The sequence below is a fragment of the Paenibacillus gallinarum genome, from assembly GCF_014836635.1.
Taxonomy (GTDB): domain Bacteria; phylum Bacillota; class Bacilli; order Paenibacillales; family Paenibacillaceae; genus Paenibacillus; species Paenibacillus gallinarum.
Map to the genome: position 1 here is coordinate 34,267 of NZ_JACSQL010000020.1, position 21,760 is coordinate 56,026.

23 protein-coding genes are annotated in these 21,760 nt (G+C 37.2%); 3 read left to right on the forward strand and 20 right to left on the reverse strand.

Annotated features, from left to right (window positions below):
• The 6 genes from H9647_RS23890 to H9647_RS23915 all read right to left on the reverse strand — a co-directional run.
• A partial coding sequence (locus H9647_RS23890; protein WP_225229541.1) for a hypothetical protein occupies positions 1 to 217 on the reverse strand: 217 nt, incomplete at its 3' end.
• Positions 198 to 1,001, reverse strand: a complete 804-nt coding sequence (locus H9647_RS23895) for a ParA family protein (RefSeq protein WP_225229542.1) — start codon at positions 999 to 1,001, stop codon at positions 198 to 200. The genes H9647_RS23890 and H9647_RS23895, both read right to left, overlap by 20 nt.
• A gap of 209 nt (positions 1,002 to 1,210) precedes the next feature.
• On the reverse strand, positions 1,211 to 1,561 hold the full coding sequence (locus H9647_RS23900; protein WP_191804752.1) for a hypothetical protein: 351 nt from the start codon (positions 1,559 to 1,561) through the stop codon (positions 1,211 to 1,213).
• Between the two features lie 86 nt (positions 1,562 to 1,647).
• Positions 1,648 to 2,478: an ArdC family protein gene (locus H9647_RS23905; protein ID WP_191804754.1), complete on the reverse strand. Its 831-nt coding sequence runs from the start codon at positions 2,476 to 2,478 to the stop codon at positions 1,648 to 1,650.
• Between the two features lie 94 nt (positions 2,479 to 2,572).
• The gene (locus H9647_RS23910) at positions 2,573 to 2,854 is read right to left on the reverse strand and encodes a hypothetical protein (protein ID WP_191804756.1); all 282 of its coding nucleotides are present in this window, start codon (positions 2,852 to 2,854) and stop codon (positions 2,573 to 2,575) included.
• Positions 2,851 to 3,012, reverse strand: coding sequence for an aspartyl-phosphate phosphatase Spo0E family protein (locus tag H9647_RS23915; protein WP_191804758.1), 162 nt, complete (start codon positions 3,010 to 3,012; stop codon positions 2,851 to 2,853). The genes H9647_RS23910 and H9647_RS23915 overlap by 4 nt, the downstream gene beginning before the upstream one ends.
• Before the next feature lie 1,038 nt (positions 3,013 to 4,050).
• Here H9647_RS23915 and H9647_RS23920 point away from each other — a divergent pair.
• Positions 4,051 to 5,424 carry an ApeA N-terminal domain 1-containing protein gene (locus H9647_RS23920; protein ID WP_191804760.1) on the forward strand — a complete coding sequence of 458 codons (1,374 nt, stop codon included), beginning with the start codon at positions 4,051 to 4,053 and terminating at the stop codon, positions 5,422 to 5,424.
• 587 nt (positions 5,425 to 6,011) lie between these two features.
• Here H9647_RS23920 and H9647_RS26065 read toward each other — a convergent pair.
• On the reverse strand, positions 6,012 to 6,140 hold the full coding sequence (locus tag H9647_RS26065) for a hypothetical protein (protein WP_263621333.1): 129 nt from the start codon (positions 6,138 to 6,140) through the stop codon (positions 6,012 to 6,014).
• 155 nt (positions 6,141 to 6,295) lie between these two features.
• On the opposite strand from H9647_RS26065, the gene H9647_RS23925 reads away from it, so the two are divergent.
• Complete coding sequence (locus H9647_RS23925) at positions 6,296 to 6,520, forward strand: helix-turn-helix domain-containing protein (protein WP_191804762.1); 225 nt, start codon at positions 6,296 to 6,298, stop codon at positions 6,518 to 6,520.
• 368 nt (positions 6,521 to 6,888) lie between these two features.
• Here the strand turns inward: H9647_RS23925 and H9647_RS23930 are convergent, their stop codons facing one another.
• The 13 genes from H9647_RS23930 to H9647_RS23990 all read right to left on the reverse strand — a co-directional run bounded on the left by H9647_RS23930 (position 6,889) and on the right by H9647_RS23990 (position 20,813).
• Positions 6,889 to 8,190 carry a hypothetical protein gene (locus H9647_RS23930; RefSeq protein ID WP_191804764.1) on the reverse strand — a complete coding sequence of 434 codons (1,302 nt, stop codon included), beginning with the start codon at positions 8,188 to 8,190 and terminating at the stop codon, positions 6,889 to 6,891.
• Between the two features lie 431 nt (positions 8,191 to 8,621).
• Positions 8,622 to 9,479: a GIY-YIG nuclease family protein gene (locus H9647_RS23935; protein ID WP_191804766.1), complete on the reverse strand. Its 858-nt coding sequence runs from the start codon at positions 9,477 to 9,479 to the stop codon at positions 8,622 to 8,624.
• 360 nt (positions 9,480 to 9,839) lie between these two features.
• Positions 9,840 to 10,031, reverse strand: a complete 192-nt coding sequence (locus tag H9647_RS23940) for a hypothetical protein (protein ID WP_191804768.1) — start codon at positions 10,029 to 10,031, stop codon at positions 9,840 to 9,842.
• A gap of 739 nt (positions 10,032 to 10,770) precedes the next feature.
• Positions 10,771 to 11,061 (reverse strand): hypothetical protein, encoded by a 291-nt coding sequence (locus tag H9647_RS23945; protein WP_191804770.1) that lies wholly within the window; start codon positions 11,059 to 11,061, stop codon positions 10,771 to 10,773.
• Between the two features lie 35 nt (positions 11,062 to 11,096).
• Complete coding sequence (locus H9647_RS23950; protein ID WP_191804773.1) at positions 11,097 to 11,819, reverse strand: hypothetical protein; 723 nt, start codon at positions 11,817 to 11,819, stop codon at positions 11,097 to 11,099.
• A gap of 16 nt (positions 11,820 to 11,835) precedes the next feature.
• On the reverse strand, positions 11,836 to 13,566 hold the full coding sequence (locus H9647_RS23955) for a C40 family peptidase (protein ID WP_191804774.1): 1,731 nt from the start codon (positions 13,564 to 13,566) through the stop codon (positions 11,836 to 11,838).
• Positions 13,563 to 15,920 (reverse strand): VirB4-like conjugal transfer ATPase, CD1110 family, encoded by a 2,358-nt coding sequence (locus tag H9647_RS26245; RefSeq protein WP_191804776.1) that lies wholly within the window; start codon positions 15,918 to 15,920, stop codon positions 13,563 to 13,565. The genes H9647_RS23955 and H9647_RS26245 overlap by 4 nt, the downstream gene beginning before the upstream one ends.
• Positions 15,865 to 16,266 carry a PrgI family protein gene (locus H9647_RS23965; RefSeq protein WP_191804778.1) on the reverse strand — a complete coding sequence of 134 codons (402 nt, stop codon included), beginning with the start codon at positions 16,264 to 16,266 and terminating at the stop codon, positions 15,865 to 15,867. The genes H9647_RS26245 and H9647_RS23965 overlap by 56 nt, the downstream gene beginning before the upstream one ends.
• A gap of 259 nt (positions 16,267 to 16,525) precedes the next feature.
• Positions 16,526 to 17,338 carry a VirB6/TrbL-like conjugal transfer protein, CD1112 family gene (locus tag H9647_RS23970; protein WP_191804780.1) on the reverse strand — a complete coding sequence of 271 codons (813 nt, stop codon included), beginning with the start codon at positions 17,336 to 17,338 and terminating at the stop codon, positions 16,526 to 16,528.
• 62 nt (positions 17,339 to 17,400) lie between these two features.
• Positions 17,401 to 17,730 (reverse strand): hypothetical protein, encoded by a 330-nt coding sequence (locus H9647_RS23975; protein ID WP_225229543.1) that lies wholly within the window; start codon positions 17,728 to 17,730, stop codon positions 17,401 to 17,403.
• Positions 17,731 to 17,768: 38 nt separating this feature from the next.
• Complete coding sequence (locus H9647_RS23980) at positions 17,769 to 19,331, reverse strand: VirD4-like conjugal transfer protein, CD1115 family (protein WP_225229544.1); 1,563 nt, start codon at positions 19,329 to 19,331, stop codon at positions 17,769 to 17,771.
• Between the two features lie 284 nt (positions 19,332 to 19,615).
• Positions 19,616 to 20,587: a DUF3801 domain-containing protein gene (locus tag H9647_RS23985; RefSeq protein ID WP_191804784.1), complete on the reverse strand. Its 972-nt coding sequence runs from the start codon at positions 20,585 to 20,587 to the stop codon at positions 19,616 to 19,618.
• A gap of 22 nt (positions 20,588 to 20,609) precedes the next feature.
• The gene (locus tag H9647_RS23990) at positions 20,610 to 20,813 is read right to left on the reverse strand and encodes a helix-turn-helix domain-containing protein (protein ID WP_191804793.1); all 204 of its coding nucleotides are present in this window, start codon (positions 20,811 to 20,813) and stop codon (positions 20,610 to 20,612) included.
• A 152-nt stretch (positions 20,814 to 20,965) separates the two neighbouring features.
• Here H9647_RS23990 and H9647_RS23995 point away from each other — a divergent pair, with 152 nt between their 5' ends.
• Positions 20,966 to 21,409, forward strand: coding sequence for a helix-turn-helix domain-containing protein (locus tag H9647_RS23995; protein ID WP_191804786.1), 444 nt, complete (start codon positions 20,966 to 20,968; stop codon positions 21,407 to 21,409).
• Positions 21,410 to 21,760: the final 351 nt, after the last annotated feature.

Genomic DNA, 21,760 nt, shown 5'->3' on the forward strand with positions numbered 1-21,760 from the left:
TACTGTTCAGTTTTTCTGAATCATTTACTTGTTCATTATTTGTGTTTTCTGATACAGAAACATTTTGTTGTTCATTTTTACTGTTCAGTTTTTCTGAATCATTTATTTGTTCATTATTTGTGTTTTCTGATACAGAAACATTTTGTTGTTCATTATCTGTGTTTAATTTCGAATCAAAGATTCCAAAGTTAGAAAGTTTACGATTTTTTCTGGCCATGTACTAATACCTCCTTCATTAATTCAAAATAAGCTGAAACAATCGTATTGTTAGCATCTGACATAACCGCTGGAACGCCCTCATATGCAGTTGCACTAGCAAAGCGAATAGATCTTGGAATAACCGTTTCATATATATGAAAGCCATTCCGATCACAGTATTGTCTGGCTTTGGCTAACATTTCGGAATGAAGCACAGTGCGGGAGTCCACCATCATTCCAACAACTCCGTCAATCTTTAGATTTGGATTTTGCTTCTCCCTGAAATCAGTAATTGCATCAATTACACGTATAATTCCGGATACTGCGAAGGTTTCTGGAACAAATGGGATAATAACACGATCAGCAGCTACCAGGACATTTCCTGCAACTAACCCCATGGATGGAGGGGTATCTATAAAAATATAGTCATATTGATCCTTTACCTCATTCAGAGGACCAGCTAAAAGATGAAATGGATTTTTATATTTTTCATGGTTAGTTAGCACGTCAAAATCTAGAAAGTCCATATCTACATTAGAAGGTAGCAAATCTAATCGATCTGTAAGCTGGACTTTCACGTCATTAATTGATTTCCCCTCAACTAAAACATCATAAATCGTATTTGCATAACTTTTTGGATCCCTTCCAAAAGCTAGAGAAGCATTCCCCTGCGCATCTGTATCCACAATCAAGACCCGCAATTTTGAATTTTTTTGTATTATTGCCGCTGCTAAATTTGTAACAAAACTGGTTTTACCCACACCGCCTTTATTTGCGGAAATTGAATATACAATCGCCATCATTTCAATCCTTTCTATCTGTTCATTTATACTATTCAATATATTGATTCAATAAAACTGTTCAGTTTTTCTGTTGAGTTTAGTCTATCATTTTAATATTTCAGATTCAATGATAAGTAGGATAACGCCTAGTATTTCAGCGCGTTATCCTATCTTACTAAAAAGACTTTCTATTTACTCAAAAAAGAGAAACCTTTGCAAGTTTAGCTTTTTTAGTTAACAGAAGAGTCGTTTTTATTTTTTAAAAAATCTTTATGACGTTCTTCAAGAAGTTGTTCTACCTTCTCCATAGCAATGTCGTAAATGTCACGGTTACTTTCAAAATTGTACCTTCTACAAAGATTCTTATACTGACGATCGGTAAGGGAAGATTCAGCTAATTTAAGTGAAGGGACTGCAGCTATCTCCCATATATGTTCTAATTCTTGAATCATTAAGATAGACTCCTGTAATTCACCATCTTCATAAAACAAATAGTCCTTATCATCCTCCGTAAGTAAAGGATATAATTTGCCTGCAAATTCTTTGCATATAGATTCGAATCTTATTGATTTCAATTTCACACAAAACTCTCCTTCTCTAGGAATTATAAAAAGCTTTTTAGATGTGTTGCCCCAAACCGGGGAAGGGGCCCCGGTTTGGGGCCGCCTTATGCTTCCTCAAATGTGATCCCCAATATATAGTCGGCTGCTTTTTGCGCTTGTCCTGCGGCCTGAACGATTATCCGTTTATCACTTTTTAGCTTTCGTAACCAGCCGCCCACATAGGCCGCGCTGTTATCTATTGTGCTATTATCAATGCCAGCCACTCCGCAAAGCATAGCCGCGCCTATTTCAGCAATAAGTTCCTCTTTGCTGTAACTCTCGTCGCCAAATGCAACTAGTTCGGTTATACCTGAGCGATTTAGTCGCTTTCTATGTCCAGTGCTATGTACGTGTTCATGGAACAATGTGCAATAGTATTCTTCCGGATTCACATAATCGCGTAACGGAGGTACGCTGATAATGTCATTTGAAGGTTGATAAAAAGCTCTACCGGATTCGAAAAAAACGCGTGGTGCATCCTGATATAACCGGAAAATTCGTTCGGCTTCCTCAATAGGATCATGCTCATATGTTTGGTTGTTTCGCTTGCTATTCAGGCCCTCGCACTGTTTGTTAATTTCAAAAACGGTATAGTACCGCAATAATGGAATGTTTTCTGTTTTCCCGGTTTTCTCGTTTTCTTTCTCTAACCAAGTCCAGAAAACAACGATATGCCCTTTTTCTCCTTTCTTAACCTTCCCTCCAGACTCACTTATCTGCTTAAATGTGGCGTATTCTCCCGGATCCAGTAAAAGCGTATTAATACCCCTGTAAGACTTTTGATTCTTCCAATTTACCGCAGCGCCCACTCTCCATGGCCTGCGCCAAGGTACAACACCTAGTTCTAATAGCTGGATCATCCGATTTGTAACCATCTCATAGATTTTTTCGCTCATATATTCCCTCTCCTTTATCTGATATAATGGAGGGGCGAAGGGGTACCAAAATTCTTCGCCCCAGCCGAATTGCTCCCTTAAAGCAGTTCGGCTTTTAATATTCTTCAGGAAGTAAAAAGGTAGTAACGCTTCGGTCATATTCTGTGATAATCCAGAATTTCACTCCGCTCGCATTTGTATAAGCTGATAAGAGCCTAGAACGGCTTTCTAAGGCCTCATTATTGATTTGCCAATCTTCAGGGCTAACTTCACCCCAATCGCCGTTAAGATGCCTTGTAAGAGCTGAAATACGCTCTTCCTCTGTTGTTGCTTCCATCACTCCCGGTGTTGCTACGACTTGCCCCAGCAGAAATTTTCCTGAAAAAATGTGTCTCATATGCTTTTTTGCTCCTTCATGCTTTGAAATAGATTTAGCAAACTATCAAGCCGCTGTGACTGTTCTACTACTTGAGGCCCAACCATCCCATATAAGCTGGTAAGCCTGTACATCTCCTGCCTTTCCTCCTCGATTCGAATTAAAAGCTCGGTTTCCATAAAATCACCTCATATTTAGCTTTTTTGAATTTTGAAACCGCATGGCACTGTATCCCGAAAGGGCGTTTTTTCGCCTTTTCTTGCGGAGCTTGGAAACGAGAGCATAGACGGATCGTCAAGGGAAAAGCATAAAAACTTTTTCTTCTGCTTTGAATTATCCATTGAAGAAAAAGTTTTTTGCCCCTTGACGATTCGGCTACGGCACTTAGAAAAAAACGGGTTGGGTCGGGTCCCCGGCGCGATTTTTTTCTTAGTGCCGTTGCTCTTGTTACCATGCGGAGGCAAAAGGCGAAAAAGCGGCTAAAATAAAAAAGAACCGGCTTAAGCCGGTTCTGTCCACAACATCTATGCGGTTACATACAATTCAGTTAGGAACGATGATGTAACAGAGAGAAACGGAGTGAAATCATGGTTCCTTATTACATCATAAAACATGATGGATTGCGGAGATGGAGCTTTAGCGAAGACGAAGAAAAGCCATGATGTTTGAGCAATGCCCCAAAGTTTTTGCTTCCCTGCGAGTCCCGTAAAGAATCCCAATGGAACACGGATGATTTTACCGTGGTCGCTTGGGATTTAGGGACGGTGAACTAGGGGATTAAAACACCTGTTTTGATTACGGTTTTCAATTTTTCGTCTTGACTATTTGTCTTCCATATACAGTGCAATCACCGTTATAATCGTACCAATAATCCGGAAGTACCAGTTATATAGGGCTCGTTAGCGGGAAGCACTCGCTGCGAGCCTTTTTTCGTCATATATTATTCATTTTTTTATAATGTCTTCATGCCGATATATCTACGTTTGTTGTCACTTTAGTGACGGACTTCCCAACCTTATAAGAAATGTAGTAATACTGTTGCTCATTCAGGACTGCGCGTGTTTTTCGCAACAACTCTATTCAAGCCTTCTATTAAAGCTGTAACTATGGATATTTGACCTGTAACAAATAGTTTCATAAGCTAGTCATACCAAAGAGTAAGCAGCATGATACTTACTTTGTCATAGTGAATAATACATAGAGAATGGAGAATTATTATGGGCGATATCATTAAGGGGCAATGGTGGGTACTTGAAAATGAAGAGTTAGAAATAGGCGGATGGTTAGAGTATAACGAAGACGGCACTGCAATTCTTAACCTAAATGGTCATTTTGATGCAGATGAACTGCTAGTAAGTAGGCAGTTCATTCTCGGAAGGTCTTCCAGTGGAAGAAGGATCACATTGCTTGGGTGCTCACAAATTACAGAATCATATAGTGAGGGTGGATACCCAACTGGAAAGTATCTCGTGAAAATAGTCTTTGATGGGACACATTTCCGAAATAGAGAAGATATAGGATTCAGACAATATCAATTTACTTTTAATCACTTCGATAACTGGGTAGATCAATTATTAATTTCTACTGATACTGAATTTGATGGTACAACTCCAGTAAAAACTAGTTTATCATTTGAACACCCTAAAGAGTTTGAAATAGCCAATATAGATGGAGTAAAATTCTTTATTTCATTCTCCAATAGAATTAGACGAGGGCCACTATACAAAACAGAAATCAATCTCAGTTCCTTTATAACACTTGAGTCTGAATCGAAATTATCTCTTGATGATTTTCTAATTAAATATATGTCAATATTCCAAAATTTCCTTACACTAGCTATGGGACATCCTACTTTTCCTCAAGAGATCGCTGGTATTCTTATGAATGATGAATTGGAACAAGGTGCCGATTCTCTTAGAACAGTTCCTGTATCATTTAAAATGGATGATGCAGCAAGTCAGAGAGATTCTTTACGTGCTATTGAGATGACGCTCCCACTATCCTCAATCAAAGAAGATATCAATGATTTGTTAAGAGAATGGTTCAAAAAATCAGAACAATTAAACCCCATATACAACCTTTTCTTTTCGACTCTTTACAATAAAAATCTTTATAAGGAAAACAAGTTTTTAAACATGGTTCAGGCGTTAGAATCTTACCATAGGAGACGTTACGGTAAAGGAGAATTTATGGAACCCCAAAGGTTCCAACTTCTAAAAAAAGAACTTTATAAGGTACTAGAACAAGAGTTGTCTCTAGAGGAAGTAATAGAGATGAAACAGAAATTTTCTCATATGAATGAAATGCCATTAAGACAAAGACTCCAAATATTAGTAGAAAAACATAGAAGACTAATTGAACCATTATTCGAGTTTGATGAAAAGATGATTGGAGATGTCGTAATTACCCGGAATTATCTTACTCATTGGGATGAGCGATATGAGAAAAAAGCAATCTATGGACGCGAGTTAGCTTTTTTAACAGAGAAAATAACCCATATTCTTGAGATATGTCTTCTGGATGAGTTAGGTCTCTCAGAAGATAATATTATTCATGCAATTAAGAGATCTCAAAGGTTTACTCGTTTTTAAAGTATTACGAAACGACGAAAATCCACTCCATACGGAGCGGCTTTTTTCTTTGTGTCGTGTCCTCAAAAACCTTCGGACATATTAACAGGTCTAAATCTAGCAACATTACGGGTATAATAATTAATAAAAGGGAGAGTGGGTAAAAGTGCAATGGATTGTGGCAATTGCTCTATTAAGCTTTGTTGGATGGATACATGCAGCGACTATTCGCTTATCAAAACAAAATCCGGCTTACAACAAGTACGTTTTTAGTACGGCCATTATCTTATACATGACTTGCAACGTCATACAGACTCATTCATTCGCCTATAAGACGTGGTTCAGCTTAGCATTCATAATCTATTCACTCATCGCAATCCCGTTTCATATCTGGCTTATGGTGTCATGGACCAAAGAAAAAAAGCACATCACATTGAACCAGAACAGGACAATTGATAGTATTAAAGTATAAAGAAAATAACTTCTGACATAAACTAAAAAGAGTCTTCGCCGCTGCAACGGCAAAGACTCCCGGACAAAAAGCTGTGGCCAAACCCACGGCACGCAAAGTATTGAACTAAGCGAAACCCACCGTTAGGCGACCAACCTTACGCGGTGGGTTTTTGCTTGTTTATCTTCCGTCTAATCCATCGATAAAGCTTTCGAATACTAAATGCAAGGCTTAGTAAGGTAGCAATCCATTTGAGGATATCCAGTAGTGCCACAAGTGCGATCATGGCATCACCCCCTTTCGGAAGTCTACGCCGCGGTCGCTCCACCGCTTTAAGTCCTTACAATTAGTATATCGTGATAGGGTTGTACAAATTTACACTTTTTATTGACTAAAATTCCTGCAACTTGACCAAGCTAAAGATAGAGAGGTGATTAGGTCATGTTTGGAATTGGAAAAGAGCGGTCTGCCTTTGGAAAATGGCTAGATAAACGAGGAATATCACAAACGTGGATTGTAAAGGAAACTAAGCTAAATAAATATACTATCAGTAAACTAGCGAACGATAAGGATCACATACCAAGCGGACGGACAATGCAAAAAATTATCAAGGCTCTAAGAAAGATTGATCCCTCTATTAAGCAAGATGATTTTTGGAGCATGTAATCCGACACAATTTAAATCGATATGTATACAAGTGGGTTTTCTAATATACAGTGATACTATAACTAAACAGTTTAGTTTAATTTTCAAGTCTCTTACTTTATATGTGTGTTTAGAAGTATTTATAAATAAACTCAATCATTACTCAAATTGCTCATCAATTCGTAAGTTGTTGTGCTTTAGCTTGATCAGACTCTTTTATAGTAGAGCCCCCTGGTTTAAATCCAAAGTCAAACTGTAGTGTTTCTCAGTAGGATCGTACTCAGCAGATATTAGGACATTTAACTTTAGATGGGAAAAGTGAAGATACTTTATCAATATAAATCGCCCTTACCTGTAAATTGTTTTATGATGTGTAACGCATCTGTTTATCAGTAGACATCCCAAAATTTACTTACCCACCTCAAATCATCTTGATTTCTACCAACAATATTACCTTGGGCATCTTGCGGATACATAACAAATTCTTGGATAGAACTTCTACTTGTACCGTATTCCTCTATCTCCAACCAAACATTAATTTTTGTACTTGCGAACCCGACATCCTTAATTGATTCAAATTTAAATGATTTAAGAATTCTATTCTCGAAATGTTTACGAATCCGACCTGGAGCAGCATTTGTTGCAAAAGTATTATAGGGAAGTAAAACAGTCATTCTGCCATAATTCTTTTGGCTCCAAAAAGTTAAATACTCTTTTAAAGCAAATTCAGCTGAATTCTCTTCAAATGTATCAATGTCCAGCGATATAGGTTCTCTCGGTTTCCACTCGTTAGCTGCTTTTCGAAATTGTTCTCCTTCTTGAATTTTTTTAATAGTATCAGTCCAAGTTTCTTTTGGTTTTTCTTTAGGAGCTTCAATTTCTCCTCGCTCTACTTTTTTTGCCCACTCACCTACAGCAAGAAGCATCGCCCACGTTTTAGCAGCAACTATTTTATTGTCATATCCTAGATCGGTTCCATGCATAATCCCATTTCTATATGGAAGTGTGATTTGGTCGGTAGTAGTCTTATAACGACCTTTACGCAGGATTATTAAAAGCCTTCCAAATCCAGAGCTATGAGCCGCAATAGAATCCCAGGCATCTAGTTCGGTAGTTCCAGCAAACATTCCCCTATTATCTGGATTAAGCTCGTTAACAAGGCCATCTGCTAAAGCTAACACAACAGGCACACAAGCATGATATCTTTCTTCTTTATAATCTTCTAGAGCTTTATTCGCCAACCTTATCCGTGGCTTGAATGAATTTAATCCGCATAAAAATGAAAGCTGTGTGCTGACAGTTTCAGCATTGAAATGTTCAACTAAATGTTGCTCTGCACCAGCATAATCCCCAGCTTCAGCTTTCTCTACAGCTTCCAATGCAATCTCTTTATTCAAATTATCGTAAGCAATCCATCCATGATCAACAAAAAAATTATTGAAGCGATCAGGCAAACCTTTCAATTCCTCGAATTTTTTTTCTACATCATCGACTTTGTGTAAGCCATTATTAACTCCACTAACATCTATTCCCGACATATTTAATAAAGGCTCCAATATAGGCATTACTTCTCTGATAGTTCTTATGTTAGTTATGGAGTCAGATACTTGCTTAAAAGTGGGGTTGTCTCTTATATGTTTACTAGTAGGCTTATTTGATTTCCTGGGTTTTTTTGTCTTCTTTTTACTCATTATTATCCCTCCAACAATATTCCCTCTTAATAGATTACCTAGATTGTACGATAAGGGTCAAAAAAGTCGTATCGCTAAATTAAGCCTGAAAGTAAAAATATCCAGTAGTATCAAGGGTTTTTACGATACGAGTACAACAGTTTTAGGGTAATTTGAGTAAAATAGTACAGTAACCTTAGCGTGTAGATGTGCTACAGCAATTTTTTGGAAATTACTAATCAATTTTGACTTTTAAATCCCCTCTATATCTTTCAGATACATGGAACAACTTAATCTCCAATACCTGTTGATCAGGTATTTGTCTTTCTGTTAAGAATCTATCCCATCGACTAACATTATGTACTTTGATTAGCTTGTACTTAATTAAAAACTTCATAGCTTCGTATCTCTCTCTTTGTATATCCGGGATTTATTTTAGGGATGGATGAAAATCATATGCTTTTTCTCTTGATTTCATCTAAGGTTCGCCCATCTTTGGATTTCCAATCAGTCCAACCATTGGAAGGCCTTCCAAGTATAACCGCACTGGCAGCACTAGGTGACTTAAAAACATAGTCAGATTGAAAAATGTAAACGGTATCTTGTTTTATGACCACTTTGTCGTCTATTAATTTTTTTCTTAAATCAACATATGTTTTCATGCTAGGTGTTATCTGAACTGACATTTGAGATTTTTTAAATACGACTAATCCCTCATCAGTATATTCCCCAGTGGCTTCAATTCCTTTTCCTCGACAGTAAAAGAATTCTTCCTTTTTTGTAGAACTGTTTTCTCCCTGTTCGCGAATTTCCTCAAATATATTAAAACCAAGTGTGGATACCAAAATTTTTAACGTTTCAAACATGTCCATTAGATCTGCCACAACATGTTCTGGCACATACGATTTTGTTGGTATAGATTGTTGCATTTTATACCGGTCTACTTCTTTACATTTTTCATAGCAATACCACTCTAAATATTTTATATGGGCTTTTGTAAATGTATTATTACTTGTTGTTATTACAATTGCAATCTCCCAAAAATCCTTTTCCTTATGATGCTGCTTAAGACGTGTGTAACAATCCTCAGCTTCACCAATATAAACCGAAGGCTTAGCATCATTCTCTGATTGACCAAACAGAAAATAAATCCCTACCCCTTTAGTCTCCACACGTTGGCCAGCTTCAACCAACCTATTTCTAGGGATAAGAATTGCTTTTACAATTCGACTCGTTATCTCAGCAATTTTAATGCTTCTTGGAGAACCATCTGGTAAAAAAATTTGTATAGTTTTTGCTTTATATCCCATTATTATCACCGTTTAAAGTATAACATGTCTAAGTTCAAATCGAGTAGTCATCTGATAAAATCTAAGAAAAGGAGGGATAACTTCCACTGATCACTATGTTTATTATGGTGAACTAAAACATTACAACTATTGGCTTAACCATCTATCATCTCTCATATTTTTAATACAATAGTTTAACAATAATCCTTTTCCGTCACAAAAAAAAAATAACATTCGCATCATTACGCGATTTCCGATTAAACAATTCAGAAAAATTGTTTAATCGGTTTGTTTTTTGTATTCGCGATATTAAAATCGGATATATATAATAAGTATCAGGAATGTACCTTATGGGCTGCCACCCATAAGGTACTGTTTTGATTAATCATTTTGTGTCTTGATTTTGTTTACAGAAGCCGTTTTTTTCTTTTCGGCTTCTTCTTTTTTTTCTTTACGACTTTTCTTGATTTCCGAGACAATCTGAAAACCGATAAGTAAACTCCGGTAAAGACCTTCGCCATTTGCGTTCATAAATCGGAAGAATTCTTCAATGCTTGCTATAATTTCATTCATTTTGGCTTTTCACCTCCTTTCATTCAATATTTAGAGATCAGAATGAATTCTGTTTCATCTTTCTTTCTTATAGATCAGCGGATGAATTTTATAACCAGCTATTTATGTACTTGCAATTTGTTCTGAAAAAAGGACATGAATTCCATGAAAGTTCCACCGCCTCTCAATCTCCTGTTACTTAAACTTATGGCAGTTCAACTGATGTGTTGTTCCCTATTCTCTTGCATAAAGGTATAAGAGGTTTCATCTCTATAAATGGAATCCCTTTTTAAAAAACAAATATCTCTAATACCACCCACCCTTGAACTTGCAATTTGTTCTAAATAAGGGACATGGATTTCATAAAAGTTTTCACCTCCTCCTTCAACTACGTTACTTATTGCGGTCTAACTGACGTATTGTTCCCCCTATATTATTGGTAGTTGCCAATTTTCTTCTTAAGAGCGGCATGAATGTCATAAAAAGTTTCATCTGTACATATGGGAACCTTTAAAAAAACAAAAAACCCGCGCTCAGCGCGGGTTTTCTTGCCCTCAAAAATCACAAAGTGTGGCGTTTTTATTAAAAATCAGACTTTTTCTTCCGGAATCTGAAGAAGAATCATTTCTTCATTTCTGCTTGTTCGGTTGCCTTTTCCTCTTCTTTTCTTCGTTCTTCCAATTCTGCAGCTGCTTCTTGCTAAAAATATATACCAAAGAGTGACCAATCCAACTAATTGGTCACTCTTTGGTATATATACTTATGATGTCATCTCTGCTTTAGTTTCTTGGGTAGATGTTTCTTTGTTTTCTAATTGTTTCTTCAAATGATCGAAATTCCCCCGTTCAATTTCCTTGATGATGTCTTTAATATTGATACCATGTCCATCTAACACCAGTATTGTATCCTCAATCGTTTTAACTTTCTGTAAGTGTTCAAGTTCTTTAATCTGCTTAGAAATTTTCTTTAAATCCTCTTCAATCTTTTCCTTCTTTTTTATCAAGGTTTCTTCACGTTCCAAGAGCTTTAAAAGTCTTTTATCCTCATCCATTTTGTCTCCCACTTTCTTTTCTATAGTCGATCCTATCAACAATCATAGTAATCATGTTTATAGATCAGTTGCTTGTATAAAAAGAAAAGCAGTCCTGCAACCAAAAGTACTGAAACACCAATAATTGTGTTAAGTGTGGAATCATCAATAGTCTTTGTAGAGGAAGTACTAGATGCTACATCAACTGACGGTGGATCAACGTTCAGGGTGGATATGTTTGAAATTTCTTCATTACTAGCGCCCTGATCCTCCTCTACCACGCCTATTTTGTCATTCGCCCCCATAAGATCCGCTACCATTTCTTCTTGAGCTTCATTACTTGGAACTTCCGATTCTTTGGAGTTAGCCTTTAATGAAATACGAATGACATAGTGAGTGGTTTTACCTTCTTCAATAGTAATTTTTTCGGGTCGTTTTATTTCATACCCATTAGCGTTTTCCCCAACGATGTTGATAAAGCTTACTTTATAGGTTCCGGGCTTAATTTCCTGCGAAGATATATATTTATTTAACTTATCAAGTCTACCCATTATATTTATTTGATCTGCTGCCACCATGCTTATAAGTATGGTTTTATCAAAGTTTTCTGGAACAGCAGCTTTTAGTTCAAGAATACTCAAAGGGATCACTGTTTCGTCTGGATTTGGTAGAACGCTTGATTTTGGAGCTGTAGTAGTGACTTCTTCGGCATGTACTCTAACACCTGCATAACTGGATATAAGAATAATAAAAAGTACTGTAAGGCTAAAGATACGCATTAAAATATCTGCCCTCCTATTGAAATAATAATGGCCTACGAGGGTACTTAAAGCCTTTGTATCCATTTACAACAACACCACTACTACCTGCACAATGCACATAAATGGGATTACCTCCTTCATCTCGTCCAATATAAATACCAATATGATTCACTCCGCCCTGACCTGGTTTATTTTTAAAAACCAAATCACCGGGGACTAATTCGCCCCAACTGATAGAATACGTTTTGGTCCACTGATAAGAAGTGCCTCCTGCAGAAAAGACATTACCTAGCCCTGCCGTTTTAAAAGCCCAATCTACGAAACCACTACAATCCATCCCGAATGGTTGATATGTTCCAGTTGTATCGCTTCCCGGCGCTGTTACTTTAACAGGTGTATTCCAGAGATCGTTCCAACCGGCTGGACTCTTTCCACCCCAGAAATAAGGAACTTCTCCAACTAACGTTAGAGCCGTATCAATTACTACTGCTCGTGCTGCACCGATATCTCCGCCAAGGTTTTCAATTAATTCAGCTCTCTCTTCAGGAGTTAAACCACCCGGAGCCTCTGGCCCACTTGAACCTCCTAATTCCGGAAATTGTTCTTCAATTGCTCCTGAAGTGACAAGTCTTCGTGCCCATTCTTGTTGTTCTTCTGAAAACCCGATTTTAGTGAATACTTCCTCCATATCATAAGTGTAGACCCTCACTATCAACCTAGTTCTTCTTTCGTCCCTGCATTCTGTCGTTGTATCTCCGGTTTTTGGATCAGTTACAGATGAACATACTGTTTCATAATAAGTTTCCGTGGTTGTTCTAATATCAGAAAATTCATCAAATAAATAGCTAATATATGATTCTTGTTCCTCTGTAAATGTTAAGTCCTGCTCGAATTTGACAGCCACAAGAGCAAAAATCTCAACCCAATTGATTTGAAGAGTTCCTTCATCGTTCATATACTCTATCTTCACGTCATCGTAACGGCTGTTATGGATATAATCCTCAATTTGCTGTTGAAAATTCTCATTCAGTTCATCTACTTTGTCCTTATACAAAACAGCAGTCTCATTGTCTGTCATAAAAAACGATCCAGCCGAAGTTGCTGATCCACTTAAACTGTTAGTAACCGCCATAAGTAGAAAAAATACTGCACCGACAATTGCTCCTATGATCCATACTTTAGGATTAGATACCGCTGCCGCTGTCATTTTTTTTGTTATCTTCTGAACAGTAGCCCTAACAGTAGCAACTGGCGAAGTTATTCCTATCTTCATACCGGTTTTAGTAGACGATAAGAAAGTAAATTTGTTTTTTGGAACAAATCTACTAGACAATGTTTTAATTTTCGTCGCAGTCCCGTAAGTACCCGAAGATTGAGTTAAACCTGCCCCCTTTATCTTCCTATATGCGCGTAGTGGTCGATTTCTTCCACCGCTTTTGATCGCTTTCACTTTCGCATTTATCCGATTTACCGATTGTGATAACTCTTTTGTTCGCTCATACCCCTTCTTAACTTTATTCATTCCTTTTTCTGTTTGTAATACTGATTCAACGCCGGAATGTATTTCTTCTTCACTATAAGGATCAAGAGTGCGCACAAGATTTTTAGTAGCCTTTCGAGGGGCCTCTTTTATGCGATTAGATAGGTTATCCTTAATTTTTGCTTTAATCCCTCCGACATGCTCAGAGGGCCTCACATTAACTGGGTAAGTTCGATTCAGTTTTAACTTATTCTTCAAATCTTTCTTCACATATTTGTTCTTCATGCGAGTTTCTCATTCCCCACACCAACTTCATCCACTTTTGTGGTCATCATCTTGTATAGCTGTGTGTTTCGTGGGAATTCATCTTTGAATGGAACAATAGCATTCCCGACAAAAAGTAATCCTTGACCGCTATCTGAGTTAGTTACGTAACTTAACTGAGTCTCAGAAATATTCAATAGATCAGCAAGTTCATTACGATCCGATGGAGCTTGATTTAGCATCATAAGGAAGTCCGAGTTTGAAAGCATCCGGCGTGCAAGTTCAGATTTAAGTAAATCTTCGACATTCTGTGTAATTCCTGTTGGTACTCCGCCCCATTTTCTTGCGCGCTTATATAGCTCAAACAGAAAATTAGCTGAATATTCATTTGCAAAAAGAAGATATATTTCATCTAAATAAATCCACGTTCGTTTACCTTTACTTCTATTCAGAGTAATTCTGTTCCAAACTTGGTCTAGAACAATGAGCATTCCCATCGTCTTAAGCTGCTTACCTAAGTCTTTAATGTCGAAACATACAAATCGATTATTTATGTTGATATTGGTTTTATTAGAGAATACGGAAAGGTTCCCTTTCACGTAAAGCTCAAGAGCTGTAGCAATATGAATTGCTTCATCATCATCCTGTGATCTTAGTACTTCATAAAAATCGTATAGTGTAGGAACATCATTCGGGTGGAATGTTTGTAGGTAATCATGATACGTAAGCTTCAAACAGCGGTCTATAATGGATTTTTCACGTGGAGTTAGGCCATATCTTCCTCCCACAATAACTTCACATAAGGAAAGAATAAAATCAGATTTGAGTAATAGAGGATCATCTTCGTCAGCATAGTCCATTGTCATATCAAGTGGGTTAATGTAGTTTTTTGATCCTGCAGAGATATGAATGACCTCACCCTTAAAGTTATTTACTAGTCTCGTATATTCTCGTTCAGGGTCAATGATTATTACGTCATCATCAGTATTCATGAGGACGTTCACCATCTCACGCTTTGCTGCAAAAGATTTTCCCGATCCTGGTGTACCTAAAATAAATCCATTTGGATTTTTTAATGAAAGTCGATTGAACATGATAAGGTTCCGAGACACGGCATTCAATCCGTAATACATTCCGTTTTCTTGGAAAAGTTCTTGGTTAGTGAATGGCATAAAAATAGCGGTACTTTCAGTTGTGAGAGTTCGAGATGCCTTAATTAAGTTGAGCCCATAAGGAATAACTGAATTCAGAGCATCTTCTTGTTGATAGTGAAGGGTTCCAATCTGACAAAGGAACTTGTTCGCAATGCTAGTTATATCTCTATCGTCTTTGTTCAAAGCATCAAGCGAATCTGCAAAATGGACGATAAGAACGTTCGTAAGGAACATTTTTTGATTCTTATTGATTAAGTCGTCAAGCAGCTCCTTCGCTTCATCAAGTGAATGTTTCAGTTCGTGAGGTATAAATGCTTCGAGGTATCCGTTTTTTAAACTGCGCTTCTGGTATTCGATCTTGTTCGCTTCCATGCCTGTTATCTGTTTTTTTACGATCCGTAGTGCCTTCACTGAATCAACAGATTTAATATTCATGGTAAGAAGCAAATTGAAACTAAAATCAGATATATCGCTTAGAAATTTGTCATTTAAAAATGTCGGCAAGTCCTTAATATAGACAGCGCGTGCATATTTTTCGCCGACGATCATGTGATCGCGCTTAAACGTAAAGGAATCGGGAGCAACTAAATCCTTTGTTATAATTCCTTTTCGCCTATGTTCGGCTGGATCATACCGAAAATGTCCCTCTTGCCCCATACGATAGATATCATGTATAAGCTCAAGCCGCTGGGTTAAATCCAGTCCTTTGATCTCGCTCCCCATGCGTTTGAACACATTATGGGTTTCACTCTCAATTCGAAGAAATATGTTTCTTGCTTCATCAATTGAACCTGCTTCCGTTGATACAGTAATGAATTTATCCTTTTCGATTTCATTTTTGCCCCCAACAATTTTCTTTTTTAACATAGAATTATATTCGGATCGGAATGACCCCAAATCATCATCCCTGTTTTTTATAACTAATTTCTCCTCGAAATCTTCTTTATTAAAGTTCTTATTTGTAATAGTGATCTGTAAATCAATACTATGATCAAAAAAGTTAAGGAAATCACAATACTTAGCAAACACTTCTTCCTGATCTTCCTGCTTGGCAACTTGATAGTTAATGTCTTTGAACCGAAACGATTTTGAATAACGATTTTTACCATGCTGTAAAATACCGTCCTCAAATGAAAAAGAATAGGGAATTGATTGCTGAGTGGTTTTAGGAATGCGAACCTTCTTCTTTGAGTTTTTTTCTTTTTTTAGAAACGATAGCACTATCTTGTTCCCCCTTCTCCTTGATACTGACTAGTAGTTCGAACATATTGATAGTTATATATTTGCGTTTCTGCGGATAGATAAGCTCCTGCTGAATAACCGACTTAATAAACTGCTCAAACGTCATTCCGTTGTAGTTAAAGTAGCCTATCATAAACAGCGGCATTGCAATGAAAATAACAATCCAACTAGCTGCATCCGAACCCACATAATCTTTTCCAAACCAATACAAAGGAACATTGATAATGATTGCTATAAGGGTGCAAATCAACTGCCGCAAATTCAGTCCAAAAAAGAGCTTTTCTTTGTACGTCCGAATTTCTTTTGGTATTCGTATCTCAATCATGTTTCCTCCTGTATTTTAAAATCATAATTCTGCTAGTCATCTGCAGATCAGGGCTACGGGCGACCTATGAGTGTATTCAACGCTGACTAAAATTCGTATATATGATAGAGAATCGGCAGTAGTTGCTGGATTTTACTATTCATTATTAATGTTTAGTTTCACTGTTCAGTTTTTCTATTCAGTTTTTCTGATCCATTATTTTGTTCAGTAATTATCTTGTTTGACTCTGAACCATTCAGCTAATTTTTTTTGTATACACTTATGCGCCCGTCAATTTTCTCGCCCATGACCCTGATTTTATTACTACAAGAAGCAGAGCTAACGCTGAAAGCAGTCCCTTCCACAGTTCAATATTTCCACCGCTACCTGTAAATCCGCCAAATAGTGAACCTGTAGCGATCGATGCGTATACTACACAACCCACAATAATAATGATCCCTTGTAGACAAACAGCAGCATAATCCATAATAAATCTCTTTCCAGTACTAGAAAGGCTATCGTGAATAAAAGTAGCTATCGGTATCGGAGCGACTGCCGTATAGATAAGAAGCTCAAATAATCGTCCGAAAATCACAAGTGTAATTACAATTTTCACAGCTTGTAAAGCCCACTGAAAAGGCATTAGCTTAAATTCATAAAGCTGTTTTTGAAACCATCCCGCACTTTGATAATCATCTTCCATTGCCGACCAATTAATGTCATATAGAGCCAGCGATGATCCTTCAACACCAACCAGATTCGTTACATAAGCCGATATTCCAAAAATCGCTTCAAGCAGTTCAAAGGTACTTTCCATAACAAATTTTGCGAAAATGAGCTTTACCAAACAGGAAACGACTGTTTCCCATCGAAAAAAGGCAAAATTCATAGACTTGTTCACCAAATCAAGCAAGAAGTATAAAGCTAATAGGCTGTAGGCTACTGGAAGGATAGCTTCATGAATATTCTCGATTACAGCGTATAGAGATGGATATGTTGATGGACCTTGATTCACTAAGTCCGTAATACTGCCAACTAGATCAGTAAATCCTTCAAAGTCTTCTTTGAGGTTATCAATCGGATTTTCTGCCAAACTTTAAATCACCTCCCTGTTAATTAAGAAGGGCTATATCATAGCCCCTCTTATTATTCTTCTTACAGAAGGAATAGGGACATGGATTGAGTAATACCGTATACGAGGAACCCGGAAGCTAGTGTCTTCATACCACGAACTTTCCCATCTGCATCGTCATTCTTAAAGCCAAGAGCCAACTGAACAGCACCGAAAAATGCAACTACCAGACCGATCCGTCCTAACCATGTTGCTACTACATCAATAACACCATCGAAAGTATCCATTCCAGGTGTAGCGCTAGAAGCATAAGCGCTCGTCGCCGTTAGCATCAGGACAGTCGATATGAAAGCCGATTTGATTATAATTTTCATATTAATTTTATTGGATAACTTGGTTTTAAGGTTCTTCATTGTACATTCTCCTTTTGGGATCCCATTATTTTGTGATTTTAGAGCAAAGCATTCATGCGTTCTTCAATAGTTTCTAACCCTTCAATATCGACCAACTTCAATTCTTCTTTTCTTTCTTCAAGTCTCTGATCAGGTGTGCGAATGTTAAATGTATTTAGCTCATGGTCATCAGCTAGTCTATCCACTCCCATTGAAGAGTCAAATAAATGATTTTTATTCGCTTCAAACAGCAGTTTATAGTTCGGATGAGACTCCAATTTGAATTTCTCGCTGTAAAACGGCCGTAACCCGCGAATAAACAAGATGCAGTTTTTATCCGGCATTTGTGAAATCTCATCGATTGTCATTAGATCCCGGCCTTGGCTAGCATAACTGACGCTCGACGAGCTATTCCTTCCCCTAGACTGGCTTGTGTTCTTGGTATCAATTGTCTGCTTACCAAGTCCTTTATTAACCCATTCAAGAGTAGAACGTTCTTGGCCGCCAAGGAAAAGAATTGTGTCACAGTTACCGACGATAGTTTCCCAAGAATCCTTATATAAGCCTTTGAGCTGTGTCATATTTTGAAGAATAACCGATACAGAAATATTTCTGCTCCGCATAGTTGCAATCAGCTTATCGAATTCAGGAATTTGACCGATATTAGCAAATTCGTCTAACCAAAACTTAACGTGATATTTCAAGCTACCTCCGTTAACAAAATCGGCCTGATAATAAAGTGAATCAAATAACTGAGCGTACATCATAGCAATAATGAAATTAAAAGTCGTATCGCTGTCTGGAATGAGGACGAACAATACTGTTTTTTCATCGCCTAGCTTATGCAATTCTAGATCGTCTTCAGCAAGTAACCTTTCAACGTCCTCAATCCCAAATGGTGAGAGTCGAACACCTGCCGAAATCAAGATACTCTTAGCGGTTTTTCCTGAAGCCATTTTAAAAATGTCGTACTGCTTAACAGCAATATGGTTCGGGTTTTCATCTCGAAGTTTCTCGAATAAAAAATCAAATTCACTTTTATATTCTTCATCATCCTCCTTTACTTCTGCCAACCGAAGCAGCGTAAAAACAGTTTTAAAGTTATGTTCGAATTCAGGAAGCTCATAAAAGATGTACAAGAATACTGATTGTAGCAGAGCTGTTTCAGCTTTTTCCCAAAAAGGATCGTTGCCTCCACCCTTACTGGTGTTGGTGTTTTTTATCAGGTTATTGATGACTTTCAAGATATCGCTTTCTTTTTTGATATAAGCAAAGGGATTGTATCTGCAACTGCTCTTCATATCGATTAGATTGAATACCTTAATTTTGTATCCCTTTTTCATTAATGAATATCCTGTATCCCTTAGCAATTCGCCTTTAGGATCGGTAATAACCATGCTTGTGTTAGCCTGTAAGATATTCGGTTTTACAAAAAACCTACTCTTACCTGTACCGGCTCCACCAATAGCTAAGATGTTAAGATTTTTCCTCACCCTCTTTGTATCAAGGCTTAATCGTTCGGTATTTGTTAGAATAAGATTTTGCATTTTCTGCTTGTGCCTAATACTGTTTCGTTCAGTACTTCCCGCCCATTTGGCCGTTCCGTGTTCTTTACCAGGCATCAATTTCTTCTGTATCGTGATTTTATAAAACACATAAATGGAGACTCCAATAAATTCAATAAAGAAGATTTGAAATGTTTTTTGGCTTGGCTTTACAAAAATATTGTTCTGAATGCTTTCTATCGCTGATTTACCAAACTTCTGAATGTTGTGTATTTTCACTGGTTCGTCCGAAGTTGCGATAACATGATGAAGGTGTAAAGTGAAGTATGCAAGTGGGATATACATGAGGTAACAAAATAATGCAAAATTTCTAAGTTGCTTCTTTCTTTTCTCTTGATCGTTCATCTCCCCCCTCTCTCCCTATTTTTATTTTTTACAGGCAGAGCTTGTTTTTGGGCTTCCATTAAGGGCGTAATTTCTTTCCTTCTTTCATTAAGTGTTAGACGTTCCTCAGGAGTAACCTTAGGAATGAAACGTTCAGTTTCAGTTTTTCCTAGCTTTACAGCTAGCTTTTCTCGATCTTTCGTACCGCGTTCTTGTTCTTTACTTTGTTCAACTTTAAATATGAATACGTTACCTTGACGTTCTGCGCTAAATCGGTCACTTTTATCGCCAAAGTCAAATTGATGCTTCTCATTGTCTTTTAAATTTTCGAGAATCCGTTTAACTCGTTCATCTAATTGATTCAAGTTCAGCCCTATACGCTCATATGAGCCATCACGATCGATCACAAATGTCATTTCAATTTTTCCATTTGGATCGGCTACTTCATAAGGCAGTTTTTGATTTTCATGTTTGTTAATTAACTGCTTAAGTTCTCCACTGCTTAGTTTGAGTTCAGGATTTTCATTATTCTCTCCAAAAAGTTTTTGTTGAACGGCCATTAAGCCACTTTGTGATTTGTCCTGTTCGTTTATCTTAGTACTTGAAGTCATTTCGCTTTCTTTATTAAGTCCTTGCTCAAGTAGCTTCTCCAACACCATTTTCACTCGGGCCTCATCACTTTGTTTATAGAAGACCGAATAATGCTTTTGATCTTCAACAACTGCATATGTCACTTCGTATTTTTTTGCAAGTTCACTAAAAGCTCTGAGCTGTTTTTGCTCTAAATCAAACAATTTAATTTCGTCATTCGATTTAATGAGCCTCTTCAACGCGATTTCACCGGCCCGATCCGACTGTTCTTTTGATTTCTGAATCATATAAAGCAAGAATTGTTTCACTGATTCGTTGGTCATCTTTGCAGCTTCCTTGGTTAAATCAGTACTTGCTCGGACAACTAAAGTAGAAACGTCACCACCAATTTCCGACATGCGACACACTCCTTATCTTCGGTTAATTAGCTGCTTCACTGTCTCCGTCAAGCTCTTCTATACCCACCTCCAATGCCTTAGCAATTCTTTTGATGCTTTTATGAGTCGGATACTTCCGAGTCCCCTTCTCTATTTGGGAAATCGTTGGCTGAGGAACGCCAGATTTTTGGGCCAATTCTGTTTGCGTCCACCCCTTTGCCAATCGTTTAGCCTTTATCGGATTGATATTGTGCACCTCCTATGACTTTATTTTATTCGTTTACGAATAAAATATCAACATATTTTTATTCGTATTATAATAAAAGGCTTTCTAAAGAGATTCCTTACTTTATTTCTGATATGATCTAGGTAAATAACTACATTTAGGTGGAAATCACTATGGAGCATTTAAATAAAGACATTGGAGCAAAAATAAAGCAATACCGGAAAGCGATTAATATGTCCTCGACTGAACTTGCGCAATTGTCAGATACATCACAAAGCACAATTAGTCAGATTGAGAATGGACGTCCGACTAATATAGAAACCATCATTAAAATTAGTAAGGCACTTAACGTAACACTTTTTGAAATACTGCCTGATTATGTGCTTCCTGAACAAATTGAAGAAAATCCAGAGAAAAGGCAAGTTGTTGCACTGTTAAATCAGTTATCAGAAGGCGAGATCAAAACCATACAGACTCTCCTTTCAACAAACATCTATCCAGTCCTTAAAAGCATTCTACCTCTTGTAAAAGCCATAGATGATTTAAATGAAGAGGAACGCACTCTGATTAACAAAATTGTCTATTCGTTAGCGAATAATCTTCATATAAAAGGCTAGTCCCTCCTTTATTCGATAATAAATATTACTTGGCCCTTTCATATTACAAGCATCGACAAGTTTAAAGGGAGGGCCAAAAAATTAACCCTCCTAACATAATAGATTCAATGGTAAAATATAGATTTTACTTCTATCTAGATGTACTTAAACTTTCTCGTTTAAGGATTCTACCAGCTAGTTTCCTATTGGATATACAAAAATAGAAGCGGTCGCATCTAATATTTTGCGACGGCTTCTATTTTTTAAAAATTTTAAAATCATACAGAGCATTAAGCTCCCTCGAAATGATTTAAATAACTCACTCTGGCTCATGAATTCGCAGGATTTCTCCTTAGTCAAAGTGTGAAAAAT